The organism is Pseudomonas putida (assembly GCF_003228315.1).
Lineage (GTDB): Bacteria > Pseudomonadota > Gammaproteobacteria > Pseudomonadales > Pseudomonadaceae > Aquipseudomonas > Aquipseudomonas putida_S.
This window is the reverse complement of sequence record NZ_CP029693.1, coordinates 4,108,703-4,130,099: the sequence shown is the minus strand read 5'-3', so window position 1 is coordinate 4,130,099 and position 21,397 is coordinate 4,108,703. Positions and strand designations below refer to the sequence as shown.

Annotated in this window: 22 protein-coding genes; 9 read left to right on the top strand and 13 right to left on the bottom strand. The window is 60.5% G+C overall.

The features are described 5' to 3' along the window. Nucleotides 1-123: 123 nt before the first annotated feature. The 4 genes from trpB to DKY63_RS19325 all read left to right on the top strand — a co-directional run bounded on the left by trpB (nucleotide 124) and on the right by DKY63_RS19325 (nucleotide 3,239). Nucleotides 124-1,344, top strand: coding sequence for a tryptophan synthase subunit beta (gene trpB, locus DKY63_RS19340; RefSeq protein ID WP_110965547.1), 1,221 nt, complete (start codon nucleotides 124-126; stop codon nucleotides 1,342-1,344). Next, entirely contained in the window at nucleotides 1,344-2,156 is an 813-nt protein-coding gene (trpA, locus tag DKY63_RS19335) for a tryptophan synthase subunit alpha (protein ID WP_110965546.1), read from the top strand. Before trpB ends, trpA begins: the two co-directional genes overlap by 1 nt. Nucleotides 2,157-2,277: 121 nt before the next feature. Next, entirely contained in the window at nucleotides 2,278-2,721 is a 444-nt protein-coding gene (locus tag DKY63_RS19330; protein WP_110965545.1) for an anti-virulence regulator CigR family protein, read from the top strand. 134 nt (nucleotides 2,722-2,855) lie between these two features. Then, nucleotides 2,856-3,239, top strand: a complete 384-nt coding sequence (locus DKY63_RS19325) for a helicase (RefSeq protein WP_110965544.1) — start codon at nucleotides 2,856-2,858, stop codon at nucleotides 3,237-3,239. Between the two features lie 95 nt (nucleotides 3,240-3,334). Here the strand turns inward: DKY63_RS19325 and DKY63_RS19320 are convergent, their stop codons facing one another. The 6 genes from DKY63_RS19320 to exbB all read right to left on the bottom strand — a co-directional run bounded on the left by DKY63_RS19320 (nucleotide 3,335) and on the right by exbB (nucleotide 10,236). Further along, a complete protein-coding gene (locus tag DKY63_RS19320; protein ID WP_110965543.1) occupies nucleotides 3,335-4,735 on the bottom strand; it encodes an aminoacyl-tRNA deacylase and HDOD domain-containing protein in 1,401 nt (466 codons plus the stop codon). Between the two features lie 78 nt (nucleotides 4,736-4,813). Beyond that, the gene (gene recG / locus DKY63_RS19315; RefSeq protein WP_110965542.1) at nucleotides 4,814-6,889 is read right to left on the bottom strand and encodes an ATP-dependent DNA helicase RecG; all 2,076 of its coding nucleotides are present in this window, start codon (nucleotides 6,887-6,889) and stop codon (nucleotides 4,814-4,816) included. 9 nt (nucleotides 6,890-6,898) lie between these two features. Beyond that, nucleotides 6,899-7,828: a hydrogen peroxide-inducible genes activator gene (locus DKY63_RS19310; RefSeq protein WP_096514223.1), complete on the bottom strand. Its 930-nt coding sequence runs from the start codon at nucleotides 7,826-7,828 to the stop codon at nucleotides 6,899-6,901. 267 nt (nucleotides 7,829-8,095) lie between these two features. Next, nucleotides 8,096-8,842 (bottom strand): energy transducer TonB family protein, encoded by a 747-nt coding sequence (locus DKY63_RS19300; protein WP_110965540.1) that lies wholly within the window; start codon nucleotides 8,840-8,842, stop codon nucleotides 8,096-8,098. Continuing rightward, complete coding sequence (exbD, locus tag DKY63_RS19295; RefSeq protein ID WP_110965539.1) at nucleotides 8,839-9,267, bottom strand: TonB system transport protein ExbD; 429 nt, start codon at nucleotides 9,265-9,267, stop codon at nucleotides 8,839-8,841. Before exbD ends, DKY63_RS19300 begins: the two co-directional genes overlap by 4 nt. Before the next feature lie 6 nt (nucleotides 9,268-9,273). After that, the gene (gene exbB / locus DKY63_RS19290) at nucleotides 9,274-10,236 is read right to left on the bottom strand and encodes a tonB-system energizer ExbB (RefSeq protein WP_110965538.1); all 963 of its coding nucleotides are present in this window, start codon (nucleotides 10,234-10,236) and stop codon (nucleotides 9,274-9,276) included. 188 nt (nucleotides 10,237-10,424) lie between these two features. Between exbB and DKY63_RS19285 the strand changes: the two genes are divergently transcribed. Then, nucleotides 10,425-11,282 (top strand): SDR family oxidoreductase, encoded by an 858-nt coding sequence (locus tag DKY63_RS19285; protein WP_110965537.1) that lies wholly within the window; start codon nucleotides 10,425-10,427, stop codon nucleotides 11,280-11,282. A gap of 140 nt (nucleotides 11,283-11,422) precedes the next feature. Here the strand turns inward: DKY63_RS19285 and DKY63_RS19275 are convergent, their stop codons facing one another. The 6 genes from DKY63_RS19275 to DKY63_RS19250 form a co-directional block, all read right to left on the bottom strand. Beyond that, on the bottom strand, nucleotides 11,423-12,163 hold the full coding sequence (locus tag DKY63_RS19275) for a hypothetical protein (RefSeq protein ID WP_110965536.1): 741 nt from the start codon (nucleotides 12,161-12,163) through the stop codon (nucleotides 11,423-11,425). 67 nt (nucleotides 12,164-12,230) lie between these two features. Next, on the bottom strand, nucleotides 12,231-12,611 hold the full coding sequence (locus DKY63_RS19270; RefSeq protein WP_110965535.1) for a RidA family protein: 381 nt from the start codon (nucleotides 12,609-12,611) through the stop codon (nucleotides 12,231-12,233). 27 nt (nucleotides 12,612-12,638) lie between these two features. Next, nucleotides 12,639-14,744 carry a bifunctional GTP diphosphokinase/guanosine-3',5'-bis pyrophosphate 3'-pyrophosphohydrolase gene (spoT, locus tag DKY63_RS19265; RefSeq protein ID WP_110965534.1) on the bottom strand — a complete coding sequence of 702 codons (2,106 nt, stop codon included), beginning with the start codon at nucleotides 14,742-14,744 and terminating at the stop codon, nucleotides 12,639-12,641. A gap of 57 nt (nucleotides 14,745-14,801) precedes the next feature. Further along, nucleotides 14,802-15,065 carry a DNA-directed RNA polymerase subunit omega gene (rpoZ, locus tag DKY63_RS19260; protein WP_007921129.1) on the bottom strand — a complete coding sequence of 88 codons (264 nt, stop codon included), beginning with the start codon at nucleotides 15,063-15,065 and terminating at the stop codon, nucleotides 14,802-14,804. 167 nt (nucleotides 15,066-15,232) lie between these two features. Next, complete coding sequence (gene gmk / locus DKY63_RS19255) at nucleotides 15,233-15,853, bottom strand: guanylate kinase (RefSeq protein WP_077046302.1); 621 nt, start codon at nucleotides 15,851-15,853, stop codon at nucleotides 15,233-15,235. A 12-nt stretch (nucleotides 15,854-15,865) separates the two neighbouring features. Next, nucleotides 15,866-16,729: a YicC/YloC family endoribonuclease gene (locus DKY63_RS19250; RefSeq protein WP_110965533.1), complete on the bottom strand. Its 864-nt coding sequence runs from the start codon at nucleotides 16,727-16,729 to the stop codon at nucleotides 15,866-15,868. A gap of 268 nt (nucleotides 16,730-16,997) precedes the next feature. Between DKY63_RS19250 and rph the strand changes: the two genes are divergently transcribed. From rph to gltS, 3 genes are all read left to right on the top strand, one after another. Next, a complete protein-coding gene (gene rph, locus DKY63_RS19245; RefSeq protein WP_110965532.1) occupies nucleotides 16,998-17,720 on the top strand; it encodes a ribonuclease PH in 723 nt (240 codons plus the stop codon). Between the two features lie 28 nt (nucleotides 17,721-17,748). Next, entirely contained in the window at nucleotides 17,749-18,117 is a 369-nt protein-coding gene (locus DKY63_RS19240; protein WP_110965531.1) for a DUF4870 domain-containing protein, read from the top strand. 394 nt (nucleotides 18,118-18,511) lie between these two features. Beyond that, nucleotides 18,512-19,720 carry a sodium/glutamate symporter gene (gene gltS, locus DKY63_RS19235; RefSeq protein ID WP_110965530.1) on the top strand — a complete coding sequence of 403 codons (1,209 nt, stop codon included), beginning with the start codon at nucleotides 18,512-18,514 and terminating at the stop codon, nucleotides 19,718-19,720. A gap of 78 nt (nucleotides 19,721-19,798) precedes the next feature. Here gltS and DKY63_RS19230 read toward each other — a convergent pair whose 3' ends face one another. Then, nucleotides 19,799-20,578, bottom strand: a complete 780-nt coding sequence (locus DKY63_RS19230) for an exodeoxyribonuclease III (protein WP_110965529.1) — start codon at nucleotides 20,576-20,578, stop codon at nucleotides 19,799-19,801. 82 nt (nucleotides 20,579-20,660) lie between these two features. Between DKY63_RS19230 and pyrE the strand changes: the two genes are divergently transcribed. Next, a complete protein-coding gene (gene pyrE, locus DKY63_RS19225) occupies nucleotides 20,661-21,305 on the top strand; it encodes an orotate phosphoribosyltransferase (RefSeq protein WP_007954442.1) in 645 nt (214 codons plus the stop codon). The last annotated feature ends 92 nt before the right edge of the window (nucleotides 21,306-21,397 follow it).

The window sequence follows — 21,397 nt, the reverse complement described above, 5'->3', positions numbered from 1 at the left end:
ATCTGTGAGTTTTCCTGACAGGTTGCAGCGATCTTATCGGTTTTCAGCATGCGGCGTCAGGGGTAGAGTGAAGCCCACTCTTTGTTCAAAAACACTATTTCTCGCATTCAACTGGAGCGCCCCATGACCCAGACCAATCTGCGCAACGGCCCTGACGCCAACGGCCTGTTTGGCGCGTTCGGCGGCCGTTATGTCGCTGAAACCCTGATGCCACTGGTCCTCGATCTGGCCCGCGAATACGAAGCGGCCAAGGAAGATCCTGCCTTCAAGGAAGAATTGGCCTACTTCCAGCGCGACTATGTCGGTCGTCCAAGTCCGCTCTATTTCGCCGAACGCCTGACCGAATTCTGTGGCGGCGCGAAGATTTATCTCAAGCGTGAAGAGCTGAACCACACCGGCGCGCACAAGATCAACAACTGCATCGGCCAGATCCTGCTGGCGCGGCGCATGGGCAAGAAACGCATCATCGCCGAGACCGGCGCCGGCATGCACGGCGTGGCGACCGCCACCGTGGCCGCGCGCTTCGGTCTGGAATGCGTGATCTACATGGGCACCACCGACATCGAGCGCCAGCAGGCCAACGTGTTCCGCATGAAGCTGCTGGGCGCCACCGTGATTCCGGTCGTGGCCGGCACCGGCACCCTGAAGGATGCGATGAACGAAGCCCTGCGTGACTGGGTGACCAACGTCGACAACACCTTCTACCTGATCGGCACCGTGGCCGGTCCGCACCCTTATCCTGCGATGGTTCGCGACTTCCAGGCGGTCATCGGCAAGGAAACCCGTGACCAGCTGCAAGCCCAGGAAGGCCGTCTGCCGGACAGCCTGGTGGCTTGCATCGGCGGTGGTTCCAACGCCATGGGCCTGTTCCACCCGTTCCTTGATGACAAGAGCGTCGAGATCATCGGCGTTGAAGCGGCCGGCTACGGCATCGAAACCGGCAAGCACGCCGCCAGCCTCAACGGCGGCGTTCCGGGCGTGTTGCACGGTAACCGTACCTTCCTGTTGCAGGACGAAGATGGCCAGATCATCGACGCCCACTCCATTTCCGCCGGCCTGGACTATCCGGGCATCGGTCCGGAACACGCCTGGTTGCATGACATCGGTCGCGTTCAGTACACCTCGGTGACGGACGACGAAGCACTCGCCGCCTTCCACCAGTGCTGCCGCCTGGAAGGGATCATCCCGGCGCTGGAAAGCGCCCACGCCCTGGCTGAAGTGTTCAAGCGCGCACCGAAGCTGCCGAAGGATCACCTGATGGTGGTCAACCTGTCCGGGCGTGGCGACAAAGACATGCAGACCGTGATGCACCATATGGAACAATCCTCGCAGGAGAAACACTGATGAGCCGCCTGCAAACGCGTTTTGCCGAACTCAAGGAACAGAACCGCGCCGCCCTGGTGACCTTCGTCACCGCTGGCGACCCGGGCTACGACACCTCCCTGGCGATCCTCAAGGGCTTGCCGGCAGCGGGCGCCGACGTGATCGAGCTGGGCATGCCCTTCACCGACCCGATGGCTGACGGCCCGGCGATCCAGCTCGCCAACATCCGTGCGCTGGGCGCCAAGCAGAATCTGGCGAAAACCCTGCAAATGGTTCGCGAGTTCCGCAAGGACAACAATGAAACGCCGCTGGTGCTGATGGGTTACTTCAACCCGATCCACAAGTACGGCGTGCCACGTTTCATTGCTGAAGCAAAGGAAGCCGGTGTAGATGGCCTGATCGTGGTCGACATGCCGCCCGAGCACAACGGCGAGCTGTGTGACCCGGCCCAGGCCGCGGGCCTGGACTTCATCCGTCTGACCACCCCGACCACTGACGATGTGCGTCTGCCAACCGTGCTCAATGGCAGCTCCGGGTTTGTGTATTACGTGTCTGTGGCCGGTGTGACCGGTGCGGGAGCGGCGACACTGGAGCACGTCGAAGAAGCGGTGGCCCGTCTGCGTCGCCATACCGATCTGCCGATCAGCATCGGTTTCGGGATTCGCACACCGGAGCAGGCTGCGAACATCGCGCGTCTGGCCGATGGTGTGGTGGTGGGCTCCGCGCTGATCGATCAGATCGCCGAAGCAGCCACGCCAGAACAGGCTGTCGATGGCGTGTTGAGCCTGTGCTCGGCGCTCGCCGACGGCGTACGTAAGGCCCGTGTCAGCTGAGAGTAAAGTTCCTGATACAGAGGAATTAGCGCCTTTCGACACAGACTAAACAGCAAGACCGAGGGCTTCAGGACTACGTTCTGAAGCCCTTTTTGCTGTAGGTGTTGTGAGGAAATCCCGAATGAAAATGCCGAAACGTCTGATGACCAGCCTGGGCGTGCTGATGCTCAGTGCGACGCCGTTGCTGCACGCCAGCGCCGATCAGCGCGACGATCATGACCACGGCGGCCCACAGGGGCATTACGAACACTACGATGACGATCACCGAGGTGGGCAGGAGCATTATCACGGTGGTCCGCCGCCACGGGACTTTGGCCCGGTCCGTCAGACCATTCACGATCATCGCGACTATTTCGTACGCGGCGCGCCTCCACCGCCTGGTATCTATGTAGTCCGCGGGCGACCACTGCCCCATGGTTACTACGGTGAGCGCCTGGATAATCGCGCCTTGAGTCGCCTGCCTTATTACCCAGGCTATGAATGGCGCCGTGCGGGCAGCGATATCGTGCTGATCGCGGCCGGCACCGGGATCGTTTATGAGGTATTGCAGGGCGTTCTGTATTGAACGTATCGACAGTGACTTGGTAGTCATCAGCGTCAAAAAGCAGTCCATCTTCTGCTAATTAAACGCGATAGTGGCTTTATTGCCTTCGCTCGATACAATGCGCCGGCCGTTCATTTTTCTCTTGAGGCTTGCGCATGAAATTTCGTTTTCTGCTGTGGATGCTGGGTTTGTTGATGGGCAAGGCCAGCCGGACCAACCCTGCGTTTCAGCAGCAGTTGGGTGACAAGGAATTGGTGTTCCAGCTGCAGACCCTGGACGGGAAGGTGGCACGACATTTCCGGGTGAAGGATCAGCGCATCACCAGCAAGGGCGGGGTACATGCCGAGCCTGCGTTTGCCATCGCCTTCAAGGATGCAGCCTACGGCTTTGCCACGATGCAGGCGAAGAACAAGCAGTTGGCGTTCATGACCGGGATTCAGGACAAGTCGATTCAGATCAAGGGCAACCCGGCGTTGGTGATCTGGTTCCAGGGGTTGACCAAGTATTTGAAGCCGAGGAAGGCCAAGCCAAAGGCTTGAGATAGTCGGTTAAACCGAGGTGGATTCATCGCGGGCAAGCCCGCTCCCACAGGTTTTGATTAACCCCTGTGGGAGCGGGCTTGCCCGCGATGCTATTAGGATTGGCTGAACTGCGAGGCCAGTTCGCGCAACAGCACCTCGGCTTCGAGGACCTTGCTGACCACGTCGTTGGCTTTTTCGCGGCTCAGGCCCAGGCGTTCCAGCAGGGCGTCGGGGATGTCCTCGTCCGGGCCCGAGCCGATGCCACGGCTGCGCAGCAGGCGTACCGACAGGCACACCAGGTTCGGGTACTCGGCGAAAGCGCCGTCGTAAAGCGGGTCGTGCTGGAAACGCAGCGCGGTGGCCAGTTCTTCGGGCATGTCCCAGAAGCGCATCAGCCACGAACCGATCTGTTCACGGCTGATACCCAGCAGATGCTGCTCGATATAGCTGTGGCACAGGTGCGGATTGACCTCCATATGCCGGCAGATCAGCGAGAAGTGCGGCGGGAACACATGGGCCAGCAGCAGGTAACCGAAGTTGTGCAGCAGGCCTGCCAGGTAGGTCAGGCCGGCTTCCGGGCGCTGGGTGCGCGGCATGGCGCGCGTCAGGCCCTCGATGACGGCGGCGGTGTAGATCGATTGCTGCCAGTACGGCGTGCTGTGTTGCGGGTGGTCCTTGGGCAGGCTCAGGGTTTTACCCAGGGCCAGGCCCAGCGCCAGGTTGATCACCAGGTCGAAACCCAGGACCCGCACGATGGCGTCCTCCACCGAACGGATCTTGCCCGGCGAGGCGTAGTACGGCGACGCTGCCCAGCTCACCACCTGTGCGGCCAGGGCCGGGTCGGTTTCGACCACGCCGGTGATGTCGTCGATGGTCGCGTTGGGGTCGACGCGCAGCTTGATGATCTTCTGCGCGGTTTCGGCCAGGGGCGGAATTTCGATGGTCGCTTCCAGGCGTTGCTGGATACGCCGTGCGGTGAACGCCTGAACAGCCTGGGTGATTTCCTCGCGGTCATCATCGGGGCGATCCAGGTTCGGGCGAATGCTGCTCAGCGGTTCACCGAAATTGGCGGCGCTGGCCTTGTTGAGCATGGACTTGAAGGCTTCGCTGGAGATTTCCAGCAGCACATCCGGCTCCCCCGAATTGACCAGCACTTTCGGCTCGCGCAGCAAGCTTTCTTCGTACAGGCATGGGGCGCTGGTGAGGGCAGGAATGCCCGGCAGCAGGCTCAGGTTGTGCTTGCCGAGCATCTTGATCAGGCGCTCGGTGGATACGGCGGTCAGGCGCCGGCCGGTGAGTTCGGTCAAACGGTTGAGGTCGAGCAACTGGCTCTGCGGGAACAGCACCATCAGCGAGCCGACAGCGTCGTCGAGCAGTACGGCCTGGACCTTGCGCGCCGGATTCAATCCGTGATGGTCGAGCACTTCTTCATAGGCGATGCCCAGCTTGTCCAGCAGCATCCGAATGACCGACGGAGTGTGCGGGGTAGCGGGTGCAAGGGCAGCTTCGGTCATGGTCTGTATCCGTACTAAAACAATTGCAGGAGTATAACCAGCTTGCGGGGGCCCATCCTCCGGAAACTGAGACGGTGCTCACACTTGTCCATATTGCTGCCCGTGGCGCAGCCAGCGGTCGAGTAACGGACTCACGTGATCCGGCCAGCGTTCGAGCAAGGCTTGGGCCGCGTCGCGTACTGCGGGCAGCAGGTCGGCGTCGCGCATCAGGTCGGCGACCTTGAATTGAAGCAGGCCTGTCTGCCGCGTGCCGAGCATTTCACCGGGGCCGCGCAGTTCGAGGTCTTTTTCGGCGATGACAAAGCCATCGTTGGTTTCGCGCATGATGCCCAGGCGCTGGCGGCCGATCTGCGACAGCGGCGGATGATAGAGCAGCACGCAATGGCTGGCCGCGCTGCCCCGTCCGACGCGGCCGCGCAACTGGTGCAGTTGCGCCAGCCCCAGGCGTTCCGGGTTTTCGATGATCATCAGGCTGGCGTTGGGCACATCCACGCCGACCTCGATCACGGTGGTGGCCACCAGCAGCTGCAGGTGGCCGGCCTTGAATTCAGCCATGACCGCAGCCTTCTCGGCTGGCTTCATGCGACCGTGGATCAGCCCGACTTTCAACTCGCCCAACGCAGCAGTCAGGTCTTCATGGGTGCTTTCGGCGGCCTGGCAGGTCAGCTCCTCCGACTCCTCGATCAGGGTGCAAACCCAGTAGGCCTGGCGCCCTTCGGCGCAGGCGCTTCGTACCCGCTCGATGACTTCGACGCGTCGGGTGTCGGTGATCAGCACGGTGTTGACCGGGGTCCGGCCAGGGGGGAGTTCGTCGAGGATCGAGGTGTCGAGGTCAGCGTAGGCGCTCATGGCCAGCGTGCGCGGAATAGGCGTGGCCGTCATGATCAACTGATGCGGGCACATGCGCCCGCCAACACCTTTCTGGCGCAGTGCCAGGCGCTGCTGCACGCCGAAGCGATGCTGTTCGTCGATGATCACCAGCGCCAGATTCTTGAATTGCACTTCGTCCTGAAACAGCGCGTGGGTGCCCACCACCATCGGTGTGCCGCCAGCGATCTGCTCCAGCGCGGCGGCGCGGTTCTTGCCCTTGAGCTTGCCGGCCAGCCACGCCACTTCAATGCCCAGCGGTTCGAGCCAGCGCTTGAAGGTGATGAAGTGCTGCTCGGCGAGAATCTCGGTGGGCGCCATCAGCGCTACTTGATAGCCGGCCTCCAGTGCCTGCAATGCGGCGAGGGCGGCGACCACGGTTTTGCCCGCGCCGACGTCACCCTGGATCAGCCGCAGCATGGGCTCGTGCTGGCTCAGGTCATAGGCGATTTCATTGCCCACCCGTTGCTGGGCACCGGTGGGGTTGAACCCCAGGTTGGCCAGGTATTTGGGCGGCAACTGCGTGGCTTTGGGCATGGCCGGTGCGCGCAACGAACGCATGCTTTCGCGCAGGCGCTGCTGGGACAGTTGGTGAGTCAGCAATTCTTCGAAAGCCAGGCGATGCTGAGCCCAGTGATGACCGAGGGCCAATTCGTCGACGTCGGCGTCGGCAGGCGGGTTGTGCAGATAGCGGATCGCATCGGCTAGTGGCGCCAATTGGTAGTCGCGGGCCAGTTCGGTCGGCAGCCAGTCGGGCAGGCTGGTGGGACCGAGCATGGTCAGGGTCTGCATGCACAGTTGGCGCAGGCGTTGCTGGGTCAGGCCTTCGGTGAGCGGGTACACCGGAGTCAGGGTTGCGTCCACGGGTGGGGGTTCATCACCGGAGATGGCGCGGTATTCCGGGTGGTAGATTTCCAGCCCCGAAGCACCGGGGCGCGCTTCGCCATAGCAGCGAATCCGCGTGCCGCGCTTGAGGCCTTCCTTCTGCGCGTTGCTGAAGTGATAGAAGCGCAGGCTCAGCCCGCCGGTGCCGTCCTGCAGGCGCACCACCAGGCTGCGGCGCCGCCCCATCACCACGTCGGCACCGCTGACCGTGCCTTCGACCACGGCATCCTGGCCCGGGCGCAGCGCACCGATCGGCACCACGCGGGTGCGATCCTGATAGCGCAGCGGCAAGTGAAACAGCACGTCCTGGAGGTTTTCCAGGCCGACCCTGGCCAATTTTTCGGCCATGGCTTCGCCGACACCCTTGAGTGCCGTCACCGACACCTGCGACAACTCCGTCATGACGCGTGCTTAACCTGCCACCACCTGCGCGGACGGCTTGGCCACCGAGCACAGGCGAATGGAGTCAGCGAGGATTTCAATGGCCTTGGGCCGCGGGAAGCTGGCGCGCCAGGCGATCGCCACCGTGCGATAGGGTGTCGGTGCCGACAGCGGGCGGACTTCGATCACGCCGGGGGCATAGTGATGACTGTCCACCGCCGACAACGGCAGGATCGATATGCCAAGGCCCGATGCAACCATGTGGCGAATGGTCTCCAGCGAGCTGGATTCCACCGTGGTGTGCTTGGCGCCGTCATTGCCCTTGGTCAGGGTCGGGCAGGCTTCCAGCACCTGGTCGCGGAAGCAGTGGCCTTCGCCCAGCAGCAACAGGCTCTTGTCGTTGAGCAGGTTGGCGTCGATGGATTCCTTTTGTGTCCACGGGTGCTGGGCCGGCATCAGGACGTAGAACGGCTCGTCGTAGAGCTGCAGCGTCAGCACGTCGGCTTCGTTGAACGGCAGGGCGATGATGATCGCGTCGAGTTCGCCATTGCGCAGTTTGTCGCGCAGCACGTGGGTGAAGTTTTCTTCAATGTACAACGGCATCTGCGGGGCGACCCGGTGCAGTTGCGGAATCAGGTGGGGAAACAGATAGGGGCCAACCGTGTAGATCGCACCGACTTTCAGCGGCGCGGTCAGCTGGTTCTTGCCGGCCTGGGCCAGTTCGCGAATGCCCTGGGCCTGTTCCAGCACCTTTTGCGCCTGGGCCACGATGCCTTCGCCGACCGGGGTCAGGCGCACGGCGCTTTTGCTGCGCTCGAAAATCAGCACACCGAGTTCGTCTTCAAGCTTTTTCACGCCCACCGACAGGGTCGGCTGGCTGACGTGGCAACGCTCGGCCGCGTGGCCGAAATGCTGCTCTTGGGCGAGGGTAACGATGTAGCGTAATTCTGTGAGAGTCATAGCAAGCGTCCATGAAGATGCGGGCCAAGCATACCGGCTGCAATCGATAGACGCACGTTATCAGAAGGTATGTGTCGGGTGACACCGGCCAATGCCGGTTTGCCGTGGGTAGATATGCCAAAGGCACCTTTCGGTGCCTTTGGGGGTGATGCGAGAACCTGAGTGGGAGCGAGCCTGCTCGCGAAAGCGGTTCAATCTTCGATGAAGAGATTGAATGGAGCGGCCTCTTCGCGAGCAGGCTCGCTCCCACAATGGGTCGGTGGTGCGTTAACGCCTGCGTTCGATCTTGTAGACAAACGGCGCGACGATTTCGATGGAGCCGTTGGTGAGCATGTGTGCCGGTGGTTTTGGCAGCGGCTGGGCGCGACGGATCATGTCCAGAGTGGCCCGGTCCAGATCGGCCGTGCCTGAGGCCCCCACCAGTTCGAACGACAGCACATTACCTTCGGCATCCACCACGAATCGCAGACGGTTCACGCCTTCCTTGCCCCGTGCCTGTGCGCTGGCAGGGTATTTTTTGTACTTCTGCAGGTGCGCTAGCAGAGTACCTTCCCAGCTGGCCTTGGCAGCGACTTGAGCAGCCGAAGGACCCGGATCGGGTGCCGCGGATTTCTCGGTCGGTGCCGGCGTCGGTGGTGCTTCGCTCGGTTTGGCCTCGGAAGGTTTTTCCTTCGGTGGCTCCGGCTTTTTCTCCACAGGCTTGGGCGGTTGCGGCTTGGGCTTGGGCTTGACCGGTTTCGGAACGGCGATCTCGGCCTTCGGCGCTTCGGCCAATTTCGGAATCGGCAATTCTTCAACCGGAGCCGGTGGCTGCGGTGGGGTGACGACCTTCGGCGGTGCAGGCGGTGGCGGAGCCGGAACCGGTGCCAGCTCGACCATCATTGCCTGGGGTGGCAATTCGATGGGCGGGCGGGCGGTCCAGTTCACGGCCAGCGCGATGGCCAGCGCGTGAACACCCAGCACAATGGCCAGGCTACCGCTGTAACGCGTCAGCTTATGGCGCGTTGTGATCATTTCTTGGCTGCCGACTCGAGACCAACCAAACCGACCTTCAGGTAACCGGCCGAGCGCAGTTTGTCCATCACGCTCATCAGGTCGCCGTAATCCACGCCTTTATCGGCCTGGAAGAAGATTGTCGTGTCTTTCTTGCCCTGGGTTTTGGCGTCGAGCGTGGCGCCGAGTGCTTCGGCCTTCACTTCGTCGTCGCCCAGATACAGACGCTGGTCAGCCTTGACGCTGAGGAACACCGGTTTCTCCGGCCGTGGCGCCGGTTTGGCGGTGGAGGCGGGCAGGTCGACCTTGATGTCCACGGTGGCCAGCGGTGCCGCCACCATGAAGATGATCAACAGCACCAGCATCACGTCAATGAACGGCGTAACGTTGATTTCGTGGTTCTCGGACAGATCGTCGTCTGCCCCTTCTTTCAAATGCAGGCCCATGGCCGATTACCCCACTTTCACCATGTGCGGTTGCGAGCTGCGCTCAGGCTGGTGATCGAGGTCACGGCTGACCAGCAGCAGGACTTCTGCCGACGCGTCGGATACTTGCGCCTTGTAACCGGCGATGGAGCGGGCAAACACGTTGTAGATCACCACCGCAGGAATCGCCGCCACCAGACCCAGTGCGGTCGCCAGCAGGGCTTCGGCGATGCCGGGTGCCACGACGGCGAGGTTGGTGGTCTGGGTTTTGGCGATGCCGATGAAGCTGTTCATGATGCCCCATACGGTACCGAACAGGCCGACGAACGGCGCGGTAGAGCCAATGGTGGCGAGCACACCAGTGCCGCTGCTCATGTTGCGACCGCAGGCCGCGACCAGGCGCTCAAGACGGAAGCTGACGCGTTCCTTGATGCCTTCTTTTTCCCGGGCGCTGGCCGACAGGTGCATTTCCTCCAGCGCGTCGTGCACCAGCAGATTGGCAAGGGTGCCGGGTTTGGTGGCGGTGGCGCTGGCTTCCTTGAGGGTGGCGGCCTTTTTCAGGTGGACGATCTCGGTGCGCAGGCGGCGCTTGGCGCCCAGCAGCTCAAGGCCCTTGGCGATCCAGATGGTCCAGGTGATGATCGAGGCGATGGCCAGGCCGATCATCACGCTTTTCACGACGACGTCGGCGTTCTGGTACATGCCCCACGGCGACAGGTCATGGGCCATGCCCAGGGTGTTGTCGGCTTCGAGGACTTCAGGGACGTTTTCGCTAGTGGCATCTTGAGCCGGTGCTGCCTGGGCCGGGTCGGTAGCGACAGGCGTGACAGCCGGGGCGGTATGGTCTGCGGTGGCTGGCGCGTTGGCGGGTGCTTGTGCGTCAGCGAAAGCGGCAACCGGTGCCAGCATCAGGCTGAGAAGCAGGGCGGCCACAGCGCTCCAGGCGCGAGGTCGTTTGGTTGGCGAAGCGAGGGTTTGGTTGCGTGTCATGCTGGCCGGACCTGAGATAGAAAAACGATGGTGCTCTTCCAGGCCTCGTGAGGCCGAGAACAAAAGTGGCGCGCATTATTGCAAGTAATTCTTGTTAACAAAAGTAATAGAGTCTCTTTTTTTCCTGTATTGCTGGCCGCTCGTCCAGTGCCAGCGCTAGTCTGTCCGTTTCCCAAGGGAGTTTTCTGATGTCCGCGCCTTCTGTTTTGATCGCCGGTTGCGGTGATGTTGGCAGCCGCCTGGCCAAGCAATTGTTGGCTGCAGGGTGGGAGGTCCATGGCCTGCGTCGGGACGTTTCCCGATTGCCCGAGGGGGTGATCGGTGTTGCAGGCGACCTGTTCAACAAGGAATGCCCGGCGACCTGGCCAATCGGTGCAGTGGATTACCTGGTGTATTGCGCGGCTGCCACTAACCATGACGAGGCTGGCTATCGCGCCGCTTATGTCGAGGGACTGCAGCATGTGCTGGAGTGGCTGGACGACTACGGGCAAGCACCCAGTCGTCTGTTGTTCGTTTCCAGCAGCAGTGTTTATGGGCAGCAGGAGGGCGAGTGGGTTGATGAGGCTTCGCCAGCTGTGGCTACCGGCTTTTCAGGGCGCTTGATGCTCGAAGCCGAGCAGATTGCGCTCGGTAGCGGCATTCCTGCCAGCATTTTGCGGTTGACCGGCATTTATGGTCCGGGCCGTGAGCGGCTACTGACTCAGGTGCGCGAGGGTTATCGCGTGGCGGTCGATCCGCCGCTGTATGCCAATCGAATTCACGCCGATGACGCTGCCGGGTTGATGGCGTATCTGCTTGAGGCGGATCGCCGGGGTGTAGCGCTGGATGATGTCTATATCGGTGTCGATGACGCGCCGGCCGCGCTGGCGGATGTGGTGGGCTGGATGCGCGAGTATTTGGGTGTGACCGAATGGGCGGACGAGGCCAGTGTGCGACGCACCGGGAGCAAGCGTTGCAGCAATGCCCGAGCCAGGGCTTTGGGATGGGAGCCGAAGTATCCGAGTTTCCGCGAGGGTTATGCGGCGATTCTTGAGGGGCGATGCTGACGTCCAGACGCCCCATAACCACTGTAGGAGCGAGCCTGCTCGCGATGAGGGCATGACATTCAACATCATCGTTGACTGTCACACCGCTATCGCGAGCAGGCTCGCTCCTACATGGGGTGTGCTTTGCAGTTAGAACCGGGTTACTGCTTCTCGAGCAGCCACTTGCGATCACCCGGCGTGAACTGAGGCTGTTCATCCGCCAGGGCGGTGTTCACGGCCTGGAAGATCTCCAGCTCCTTGCCCTTGCGCGCAAAGATCCACGGATTTCCCTGGCCATTGAGCTGCAGCCACATGTTGTCATTGCCGCCACTCATCGAGGCGCAATCACCGGCCAGGCACAGCGCATAACGATCCGCACCCTGCAGGCCCGTCACCTGACCGTCGGCCTGAAATTGCACGGTGTTGCCTTCGCCGGGGCCACTGATGACTTTCCACGTGCCGCCCATATAGGCCGAGTACAGCGCACGTTCAAAGCTGGCACCGATCGGCGCGCCTTCGGGGACCGGGATCAGCGCGCGATCGAAGACCTGGGCCGGTTCGTTTTCAGTCGCGGCCTGGCTCAATTGTTTGCCGTCGCGCTTCAGCTCGCTGCCGGAGCTGCCATAAAAGTCGATTTTCCAGGCGCCGGACTCTTCGCCCGACAGCTTGCCGTCGACATTTTCAAAACCATTGGTGTAGCGGGCCTGACCGGCCTTGGTGTTGACGTCCCATTCCAGGTTCGGACCATAGGCCTGGAGCGCTTCGCGCAGGGGAACGCCCTTGGAGGCTGCATCGATCGCCACCTGGTTGATCCAGGTGCCACTGATATCACGATCGGCAGGGTTGCTGGCACAACCGCCCAAAAGCAGGGCGAGCAGCGAGAGAGCAAGCGCTTTGCGCATGGTGGAATCCTTTCAAGCTTTTCTTTACAGCAGAGCGGTGGCGCAGCCTGTGGCTGCGCCGGGCACGTTACTCGATGACCAGGATGGCATCCATTTCAACCTGCGAACCCTTTGGCAGGGCTGCTACGCCGATGGCGGCGCGAGCTGGGTAAGGTTGTTCGAAGTATTTGCCCATGATCTCGTTGACCTTGGCGAAGTGGCTCAGGTCGGTGAGGAAGATGTTCAGCTTGACGATGTCCTTGAACGAACCACCAGCGGCTTCAGCAACAGCCTTGAGGTTCTCGAACACCTGGACGGTCTGGGCTTCGAAGCCTTCGACCAGTTCCATGGTTTTTGGGTCCAGAGGAATCTGACCCGACATGTAAACGGTGTTGCCAGCCTTGATCGCCTGGGAGTAAGTACCGATGGCGGCCGGGGCCTTGTCGCTGGTGATAACAGTCTTGGTCATGAAGGACTCCTTGTAATGGATGGGTGGCTACGCACGCATGCGGGTGATGCGGATCACCCCGGTCAAGGCACGCAGTTTCTTGATCACGCGGGCCAGATGCACGCGGTCGTGCACGCTGACCACCAGTTGGACCACGCTGATGCGACCATCGCGTTCGTCCATGCTGATTTTTTCGATGTTGCCGTCGGCTGCGTTGACGCTGCTGGCCAGCAGGGCGATCAAGCCGCGCTGGTGTTCCAGCTCGACGCGCAGTTCGACGTTGAATTCGCCGGTGACATCCTTGGCCCACGAGAGCTGGATGCATTTTTCCGGGTTGTGGCGGATTTCACTGATGTTGCGGCAGTTGTCCAGGTGCACAACCATGCCCTTGCCCGCGGACAGGTGGCCGACAATCGGGTCGCCCGGGATCGGTGTGCAGCACTTGGCGTAGCTGAGCACCAGGCCTTCGGTGCCGCGAATCGCCAGCGGGCCTTCAGGGCTCGGCAGCTGTTCGCCTTCGCCCAGCAGCCTGCGCGCCACGACATAGGCCATGCGATTGCCCAGGCCGATGTCTTCGAGCAAGTCTTCAGCCAGTTCGAGGCGATATTCGCTGAGGATGGCCTTGATACGCTCGGCCGGGATTTTTTCCAGCGAACTGTCGAAACCGTTGAGGACCTTGTTCAACAGGCGTTCGCCCAGGCTGATGGACTCGGAGCGGCGTTGCAGTTTCAGCGCATGACGGATGTGCGTGCGTGCCTTGCCGGTGACCACGAAATTGAGCCACGCCGGGTTCGGTCGTGCGCCCGGGGCGCTGACGATCTCGACCGTGGAGCCGCTTTGCAACGGTTCGGACAGTGGCGCGAGACGACGATTGATCCGGCACGCGATGCAGCTGTTGCCCACGTCGGTGTGCACTGCGTAAGCAAAGTCGACCGCCGTGGAGCCTTTGGGCAGCTCCATGATCCGGCCTTTGGGCGTGAAGACGTAGACCTCGTCCGGGAACAGGTCGATCTTCACGCTTTCAATGAATTCCAGCGAGTTGCCGGCGCGTTGCTGCATCTCCAGCACACCTTTGACCCACTGCCGGGCGCGGGCGTGAGTGCCCTTGGGCTGCTCGTCGCCGCTGGATTTGTACAGCCAGTGGGCGGCGATGCCGTTGTTGGCCATCTCTTCCATCTCGCGGGTGCGGATCTGGATCTCGATCGGAACACCATGCATGCCGAACAGCGTGGTGTGCAGCGACTGATAGCCGTTGGCCTTGGGGATCGCGATGTAATCCTTGAAGCGACCGGGCAACGGTTTGTACAAATTATGAACAGCCCCCAGCACGCGGTAGCAGGTATCGACCTTGTCGACGATGATCCGGAACGCGTAGACGTCCATGATTTCGTTGAAGGCCCGGCGCTTGCCGCGCATCTTCTTGTAGATGCCGTAGAGGTGTTTCTGGCGACCGCTGACCTCGCCCTGGATGCCGTCGACGGCCAGGCAGTGGCTGAGGGACTCTTCGATCTTGTTGACGATTTCCTTGCGATTGCCCCGGGCGCGCTTGACGGCCTGGTAGATGCGCGCGGAACGCATCGGGTGCATCGCCTTGAAGCCGAGGTCTTCGAACTCTATGCGGATGGCGTGCATGCCCAGCCGGTTGGCGATGGGCGCATAGATTTCCAGGGTTTCCTTGGCGATGCGTCGGCGCTTTTCGCCGGACAGCACTTCCAGGGTGCGCATGTTGTGCAGGCGGTCGGCCAGCTTAACCAGGATCACGCGAATGTCGCGTGCCATGGCCATGGCCATTTTCTGGAAGTTTTCGGCTTGTGCCTCGGCCTTGGTCTCGAAGTTCATCTGGGTCAGTTTGCTGACCCCGTCGACCAGTTCGGCCACGGTTTCACCGAACTGCGCTTGCAGCGCTTCCTTGGCGATACCGGTGTCTTCGATCACGTCATGCAGCATGGCCGCCATCAGGCTCTGATGGTCCATATGCATGTCGGCAAGAATATTCGCAACCGCGAGTGGGTGCGTGACGTACGCCTCGCCGCTGCGACGGCGTTGGCCGTCGTGGGCTTGTTCGGCGTAGAAATACGCTCGGCGGACCAGGTTGACCTGGTCTTTGCCGAGGTAGGTCGATAAGCGATCGGCGAGGGCGTCTATGCTCGGCATGATGTCTCCTGCCAAAAGCTGTGATCCCGCGCCGTGCTACGTCGACCAGGCATAGGCTTAGACGGCCTCGTTGGACTCGTCCTCGAATGCAGCGAAAAGCGGTTCATCTTCAACGATTTCGGCTTCGGCGATAGCGGCGTAGTCGATCAGGCCTTCAGCGATTTCACGCAGGGCGACAACGGTAGGCTTGTCGTTTTCCCATGCTACTTTCGGCTCTTTGCCGCCGGTGGCCAGTTGACGGGCACGCTTGGTAGAGAGCATGACCAGCTCAAAGCGGTTATCCACGTGTTCTAGGCAGTCTTCAACGGTTACGCGGGCCATGGTCTTCCTCGTAGCAAATGCAATATGCGCGCTGCCCGGATGGGCGAGCGGACTCGACAGTTTAAAAAATCACCAGCGATTAGGGAAGCGCTGATTTTTTGATCAAGCCCTTCAACGCGCTGCAAGTGCCAATGTAAAGCCCTCGCAGCGGTTTTGGGAAGAGCGGATCAGCCCAACAATTCAGCCAGCAATTTGCCGTGACGCTGCTGCTGACGCTTCTGCTGCAGCTGATTGGCACGGAAAATCGCTTTCAAATCGTGCAATGCGTGGGCGAAATCGTCGTTGATGATCAAGTAGTCGTAATCGACGTAGTGGCTCATTTCGCTGACGGCTTCGCGCATCCGGCCGTCGATGATCTCGTCACTGTCCTGGCCACGGTTGGTCAGGCGCTGGTGCAAGGCCTGCAGCGACGGCGGCAGGATGAAGATCGAACGGGCCTGAGGCATCAGCTTGCGCACTTGCTCGGCACCCTGCCAGTCGATTTCCAGAATCAGGTCGTGGCCTTCATCCAGCGTCTGCTGCAGGTGGCTTTGCGAGGTGCCGTAGAGATTGCCGAAGACTTCGGCGCGCTCGAGGAAATCCCCGTGCTCGATCATCTTCACAAATTCGCTGCGGTCAACGAAGTGATAGTTCACGCCGTTCACTTCACCGGGACGCATGGCGCGGGTGGTGTGGGAGATCGAGACGCGGATCTCCGGGTTGGCGTCGGTCAGGGCCTTGACCAGGCTGCTTTTGCCCGCGCCGGAGGGGGCGGAAATGATGTACAGGGTGCCGGTGCTGTGGGTCATGTCAGGTTTGCCTTACTCAATATTCTGCACTTGTTCGCGCATCTGCTCGATCAACACCTTGAGGTTGATCGCCGCTTGGGTACTGCGCGGATCGAAGGCCTTGGAGCCCAGTGTGTTGGCCTCGCGATTGAGCTCCTGCATCAGGAAGTCCAGGCGTCGCCCGGCAGCTCCACCGGACTTGAGCACCCGGCGAACTTCGATGATGTGAGTGCTCAGGCGATCCAGTTCTTCGGCGACGTCGCTTTTTTGCGCGAGCATGACCATTTCCTGCTCCAGGCGCTGCGGGTCCATCTCGGCCTTCATGTCGGCGAAGCGGTCGAGCACTTTCTGGCGCTGGGTGGCGAGCATCTGTGGAACCAGTTCACGCAGGGTCACCACGTCTTCTTCAATGGAGGTCAGGCGGTCGTCGATCAGCCGTGCCAGCTCCGCGCCTTCGCGCTCGCGGCCGGCCTTGAGCTCCTTCAGGCCCTGGTTGAACAGTGCCAGGGCCTCGGCGTTCAAGGCTTGCGGATCGCTGGCGTCGCCCACCAGTACTCCGGGCCAGGCCAACACTTCGAGGGGGTTCAAGGCTGCGGGGTTCTTGATCAGGCCGGCGACGGTCTCCGCGGCCGCAACCAGTTGCGCGGCGCGTGCCTGATCCACTTGCAGCGGTTTACCGGCATTTTCTTCGGTAAAGCGCAGGGTGCACTCGAGCTTGCCTCGGGACACGCCCTGGCGCAGTGCTTCGCGGACAGCGCCCTCGAGATCGCGAAAGGACTCCGGCAGGCGCACGTGGGGTTCCAGGTAGCGGCTGTTGACCGAGCGCAGCTCCCAGCTCAGGGTGCCCTGGACGCCGGCTTTCTCGACGCGGGCGAAGGCGGTCATGCTGTGCACCATGGGAGGCACCTCGCAATGCAGATCGGCCAGAAACAGGCGTTCCGGGTATCCGATATGAATGAATTAAAGCCGACTGGCAGCAAAGGCGCAGGATTGTAGCGCAGAGCGATGGGTGCCCCCAAACACACGAGGTGACAAAGAGCCGCAGGTCGTCGGCAACGGGCTGTTCAGAGCCTTTGCTCGTCGGAGGATTTTTTTAGAAGTGCCCACGCATGGCTGGCGGCTCTATAATGCTCCGCAGTTTTCCGTCCCCGTACAGGTATCCCTTATGAAACGTCCAAGTGGTCGCGCTGCCGATCAGCTTCGCTCGATCCGCATTACCCGCAACTACACCAAACACGCCGAGGGATCTGTACTGGTGGAGTTCGGTGATACCAAGGTCATCTGCACCGTCAGCGTCGAAAACGGCGTGCCGCGGTTCCTCAAGGGCCAGGGCCAGGGCTGGTTGACCGCCGAGTACGGCATGCTGCCGCGCGCCACCGGTGAGCGTAACCAGCGTGAAGCCAGTCGCGGCAAACAAGGCGGCCGTACCCTGGAAATCCAGCGTCTGATCGGTCGTTCCCTGCGCGCTGCGCTGGACATGTCCAAGCTGGGCGATGTCACCCTGTACGTCGACTGCGACGTGATCCAGGCCGACGGTGGTACTCGTACCGCTTCCATCACCGGCGCCATGGTGGCCCTGGTCGACGCGTTGAAAGTGATCAAGAAGCGCGGCGGCCTGAAAGGCGGCGACCCGCTCAAGCAAATGATCGGTGCGGTTTCCGTCGGCATGTACCAGGGCGAAGCGGTACTCGACCTCGACTACCTTGAGGACTCGGCTGCCGAGACCGACCTGAACGTTGTGATGACCAGCACTGGCGGCTTCATCGAAGTTCAGGGTACTGCCGAAGGCGCGCCGTTCCAGCCTGAAGACCTGAACGCCATGCTGGAGCTGGCGAAAAAAGGCATGAACGAGATTTTCGATCTGCAAAAGGCTGCACTGGCTGACTGATCGGATGGCTACTGGCAAGGAGGACGCCATGAGTGACGAGCAACAACTGCTTCCCACCCCGAGTAAAGAAGTCCGGCAGTGGGCGATGTTTTGTCACTTGTCCGCCTTGCTGGGAATCTGGGTGCCGTTCGGCACACTGATTGGCCCTCTGATTCTGTGGCAGATGAAGCGCGAGATGGACCCGTTCATCGATGCCCAGGGCAAGGAAGCGTTGAATTTTCAGATCACCGTCGCTATCGCGTCCGCCATCAGTTTCCTGCTGATGGTGGTGATTATCGGGTTCTTCCTGTTTGGCTTGATCGCCATTGGCGCGCTGGTGCTGACGATCATTGCCGGGGTGAAGGCCAATGATGGTTTTCCATACCGTTATCCTTTCACATGGCGTTTGATCAAATAGCGCCTGTTCAAGCCTCCCGCGTTTGAAGATGCAGTTTCGAAAATTTGAAAACCAGAAGCCCCGACTTGTCGGGGCTTTTTGCAACTAAGATAATCCTCAATATGTGTAGGACTAATCTGTCTGCGATGAATGGCGTGTGAATATTTTATATATATGCCGCACTTACATGTTTAGTCACAACTGTGGTTTCTTAGTGTGACTTCATGTCCTTGGCAGCGAGACTTTGTGATTGGTAAAGTCCTCGCGCGAAATATTAAATCGACAATATTTCTATATGTTCAAACCATTGAAGGTTCTTGAATTTCAGTGTGGTCAGTGTTGAGACAATCAGCCGGTTCATGAGGCAGACATAAGGAAGAGTTCGCCCCTGAATATACAGTCAAGAATAATCCAAATGATTCAGCTCGATTTTTACGGCACGCTCGTGGCCGCCTCCCTTGTGCTTCTTTTGGGACGTGGTCTTATTGCCCGTGTTGGTGTTCTGCGCAATTTTAATATTCCCGAGCCTGTGGCGGGTGGTCTGTTGATTGCCGTGATCCTTCTGGTATTGCGAACGCTTGATGTTGAAGTCCGTTTCGACACTTCGCTGCAAACTCCCTTGATGCTGGCGTTTTTTGCGACTATCGGTTTGAGTGCAGATTTCGCCAGCCTGAAGAAAGGCGGCCGCGTAGTGGGGATATTTCTATTGGCGGTCACCGGACTTCTGGTGCTGCAGAACGCCATGGGTATCGGACTGGCAGCCATGCTGGGACTCGATCCGCTGATGGGGTTGTTGACGGGTTCGATTACCCTGGCGGGCGGTCACGGAACTGGCGCTGCATGGGGAACGGTATTCAGCGAGAAATACGGCCTGGCTTCCGCTTCTGAACTGGCGATAGCCTCAGCGACCTTCGGTCTGGTGTTGGGCGGATTGATCGGTGGTCCGGTCGCGCGCTTGCTCATCAGGCGTGTGGAGGTGCCTGGCTGCAACATGCAGGAGGTACCGCGCCTGCCGAAGGGTTTTGAACAGCCGAACAAAGAGCGCTCGATCACTCCCTTTACGTTTATCGAAACCCTGGCTTTGATCGCAGTCAGCCTGCTGTTTGGCAATCTTTTGAATGGTCTGCTGCACGGGACGGCATTCGAGTTGCCGACATTCGTTTGCGTGCTTTTCGGAGGGGTGTTGCTGCGCAACGGTCTTTCAATTTTTGGTCTTTATCAGGTATTCGAGCGTGAAGTCTCGGTGCTGGGAAATGTCAGCCTGTCGCTGTTTCTTGCCATCGCGCTGATGTCGCTCAAGCTGTGGGATTTGGCGGCGCTGGCTTTGCCGATCTTTATCATCCTGGCTGTGCAGGCGTTGGTCATGGCACTTTTCGCGATTTTCGTGACGTTCAGAATGATGGGCGGCAACTACGATGCGGCAGTATTGGCGGCAGGGCATTGTGGTTTCGGGTTGGGTGCGACGCCAACGGCCATCGCGAATATGCAGGCGGTGACGCAGCGCTATGGGCCTTCGCAGATCGCGTTCCTGGTGGTGCCGATGGTGGGCGCGTTCTTTATCGACATCATCAATGTCATCGTGATCAAGTTGTACCTGTCCCTGCCGTTTATTGCGGCGGTCTGAGGCAGCCGCTGGCTCGAACTGGCGCATAAAAAATGCCCGTATCTCGCGATACGGGCATTTTTTATGGTGAAACGACGCTTAGATGGTCAGCGTCCAGTCGTAGTCCACGATCAGCGGCGCGTGCTGCGAGAACCGTGGCTGACGTGGCAGGCGCGCGCTGCGTACGAAGCGGCGCAGACCCGGTGTCAGGATCTGATAGTCGAAACGCCATCCGAGGTTGAGCATTTCTGCCTGTTCGGTGTCCGGCCACCAGCTGTACTGGTCGCCTTCGCGGCTGACTTCGCGCAAGGCATCGACGTAGCCCATGTTGCCGACAATCTCGTCCATCCAGGCACGTTCAGGTGCCAGGAAGCCCGGAGATTGCTGGCTGTCGCGCCAGTTCTTGATGTCGAGCTTCTGTTGCGCCACGTACAGCGAGCCACAATAAATGTACTCGCGGCGTTTGCGCCGCTGCTTGTCCAGGTACTTGGCGAAGTCGTCCATGAGCTTGAACTTCTGGTTCAAGTCCTCATCGCCGTTCATACCCGACGGAAGCAGCAAGGTTGCAATACTGACTTTGTCGAAATCGGCTTGCAGGTAGCGCCCGTAGCGGTCGGCCGTCTCGAAACCGAGACCGCTGATGACAGCCTTCGGTTGCAACCGCGAATACAAAGCCACACCACCTTGGGCGGGGACTTCGGCGTCGCAGGCATAAAGGAAGTATCCATCCAGTTGGAAGGCTGGATCGTCCAGTTCAAAGGCGGAGGCACGGGTGTCCTGCAGGCAGATGACGTCGGCATTCTGAGCCTGCAGCCAACTGAGCAAACCGCGCTCGACTGCAGCCTGAATACCATTGACGTTCACACTGATGATCCGCATAAATGGCCCCAAAAATCGCGTGCGTGTATGATACACGGCGTCAAGCTAATTAGCTAAATCCGTGGTATTTGGGGTTTTTTTCATGCAAGCGTATCAGCGCGATTTCATTCGTTTTGCCATCGATCGCGGCGTTTTGCGCTTCGGTGAGTTCACCCTGAAGTCCGGGCGTACCAGTCCTTACTTCTTCAACGCCGGCCTGTTCAACTCGGGTTCGGCCCTGGCGCAGCTGGGGCGTTTCTACGCCGCCGCCATTGCCGAAAGCGGCATTCCCTTCGACGTTCTGTTCGGTCCGGCCTACAAGGGCATCCCTTTGGCGGCGACCACTGCCGTGGCGTTGGCCGAGCATCACAACCGTGACCTGCCATGGTGCTTCAACCGCAAGGAAGCCAAGGCCCACGGCGAAGGTGGCAGTCTGGTGGGTGCACCGTTGACCGGCGAAGTGCTGATCATCGACGACGTGATCACCGCCGGCACCGCCATCCGCGAAGTGATGCAGATCATCGCCTCCCAGGATGGCGCCAAGGCGGCGGGCGTTCTGATCGCCCTGAACCGTCAGGAGCGCGGCAACGGTGAGCTGTCGGCGATTCAGGAAGTGGAGCGCGACTTCGGCATTCCGGTGATCAGCATTGTTTCGCTGAACCAGGTGCTGGAGTTCCTGGCTGACGATCCTCAGCTCAAGCAACACCTGCCTGCCGTGGAAGCGTACCGCGCACAGTTCGGCGTTTAGCACACGCGGCCTCTGTAGGAGCGAGCATGCTCGCCCCTACAGTGGAGTGCAGGCAAAAAAAGACCCCGCTCAGCCAGGCTGAGCGGGGTCTT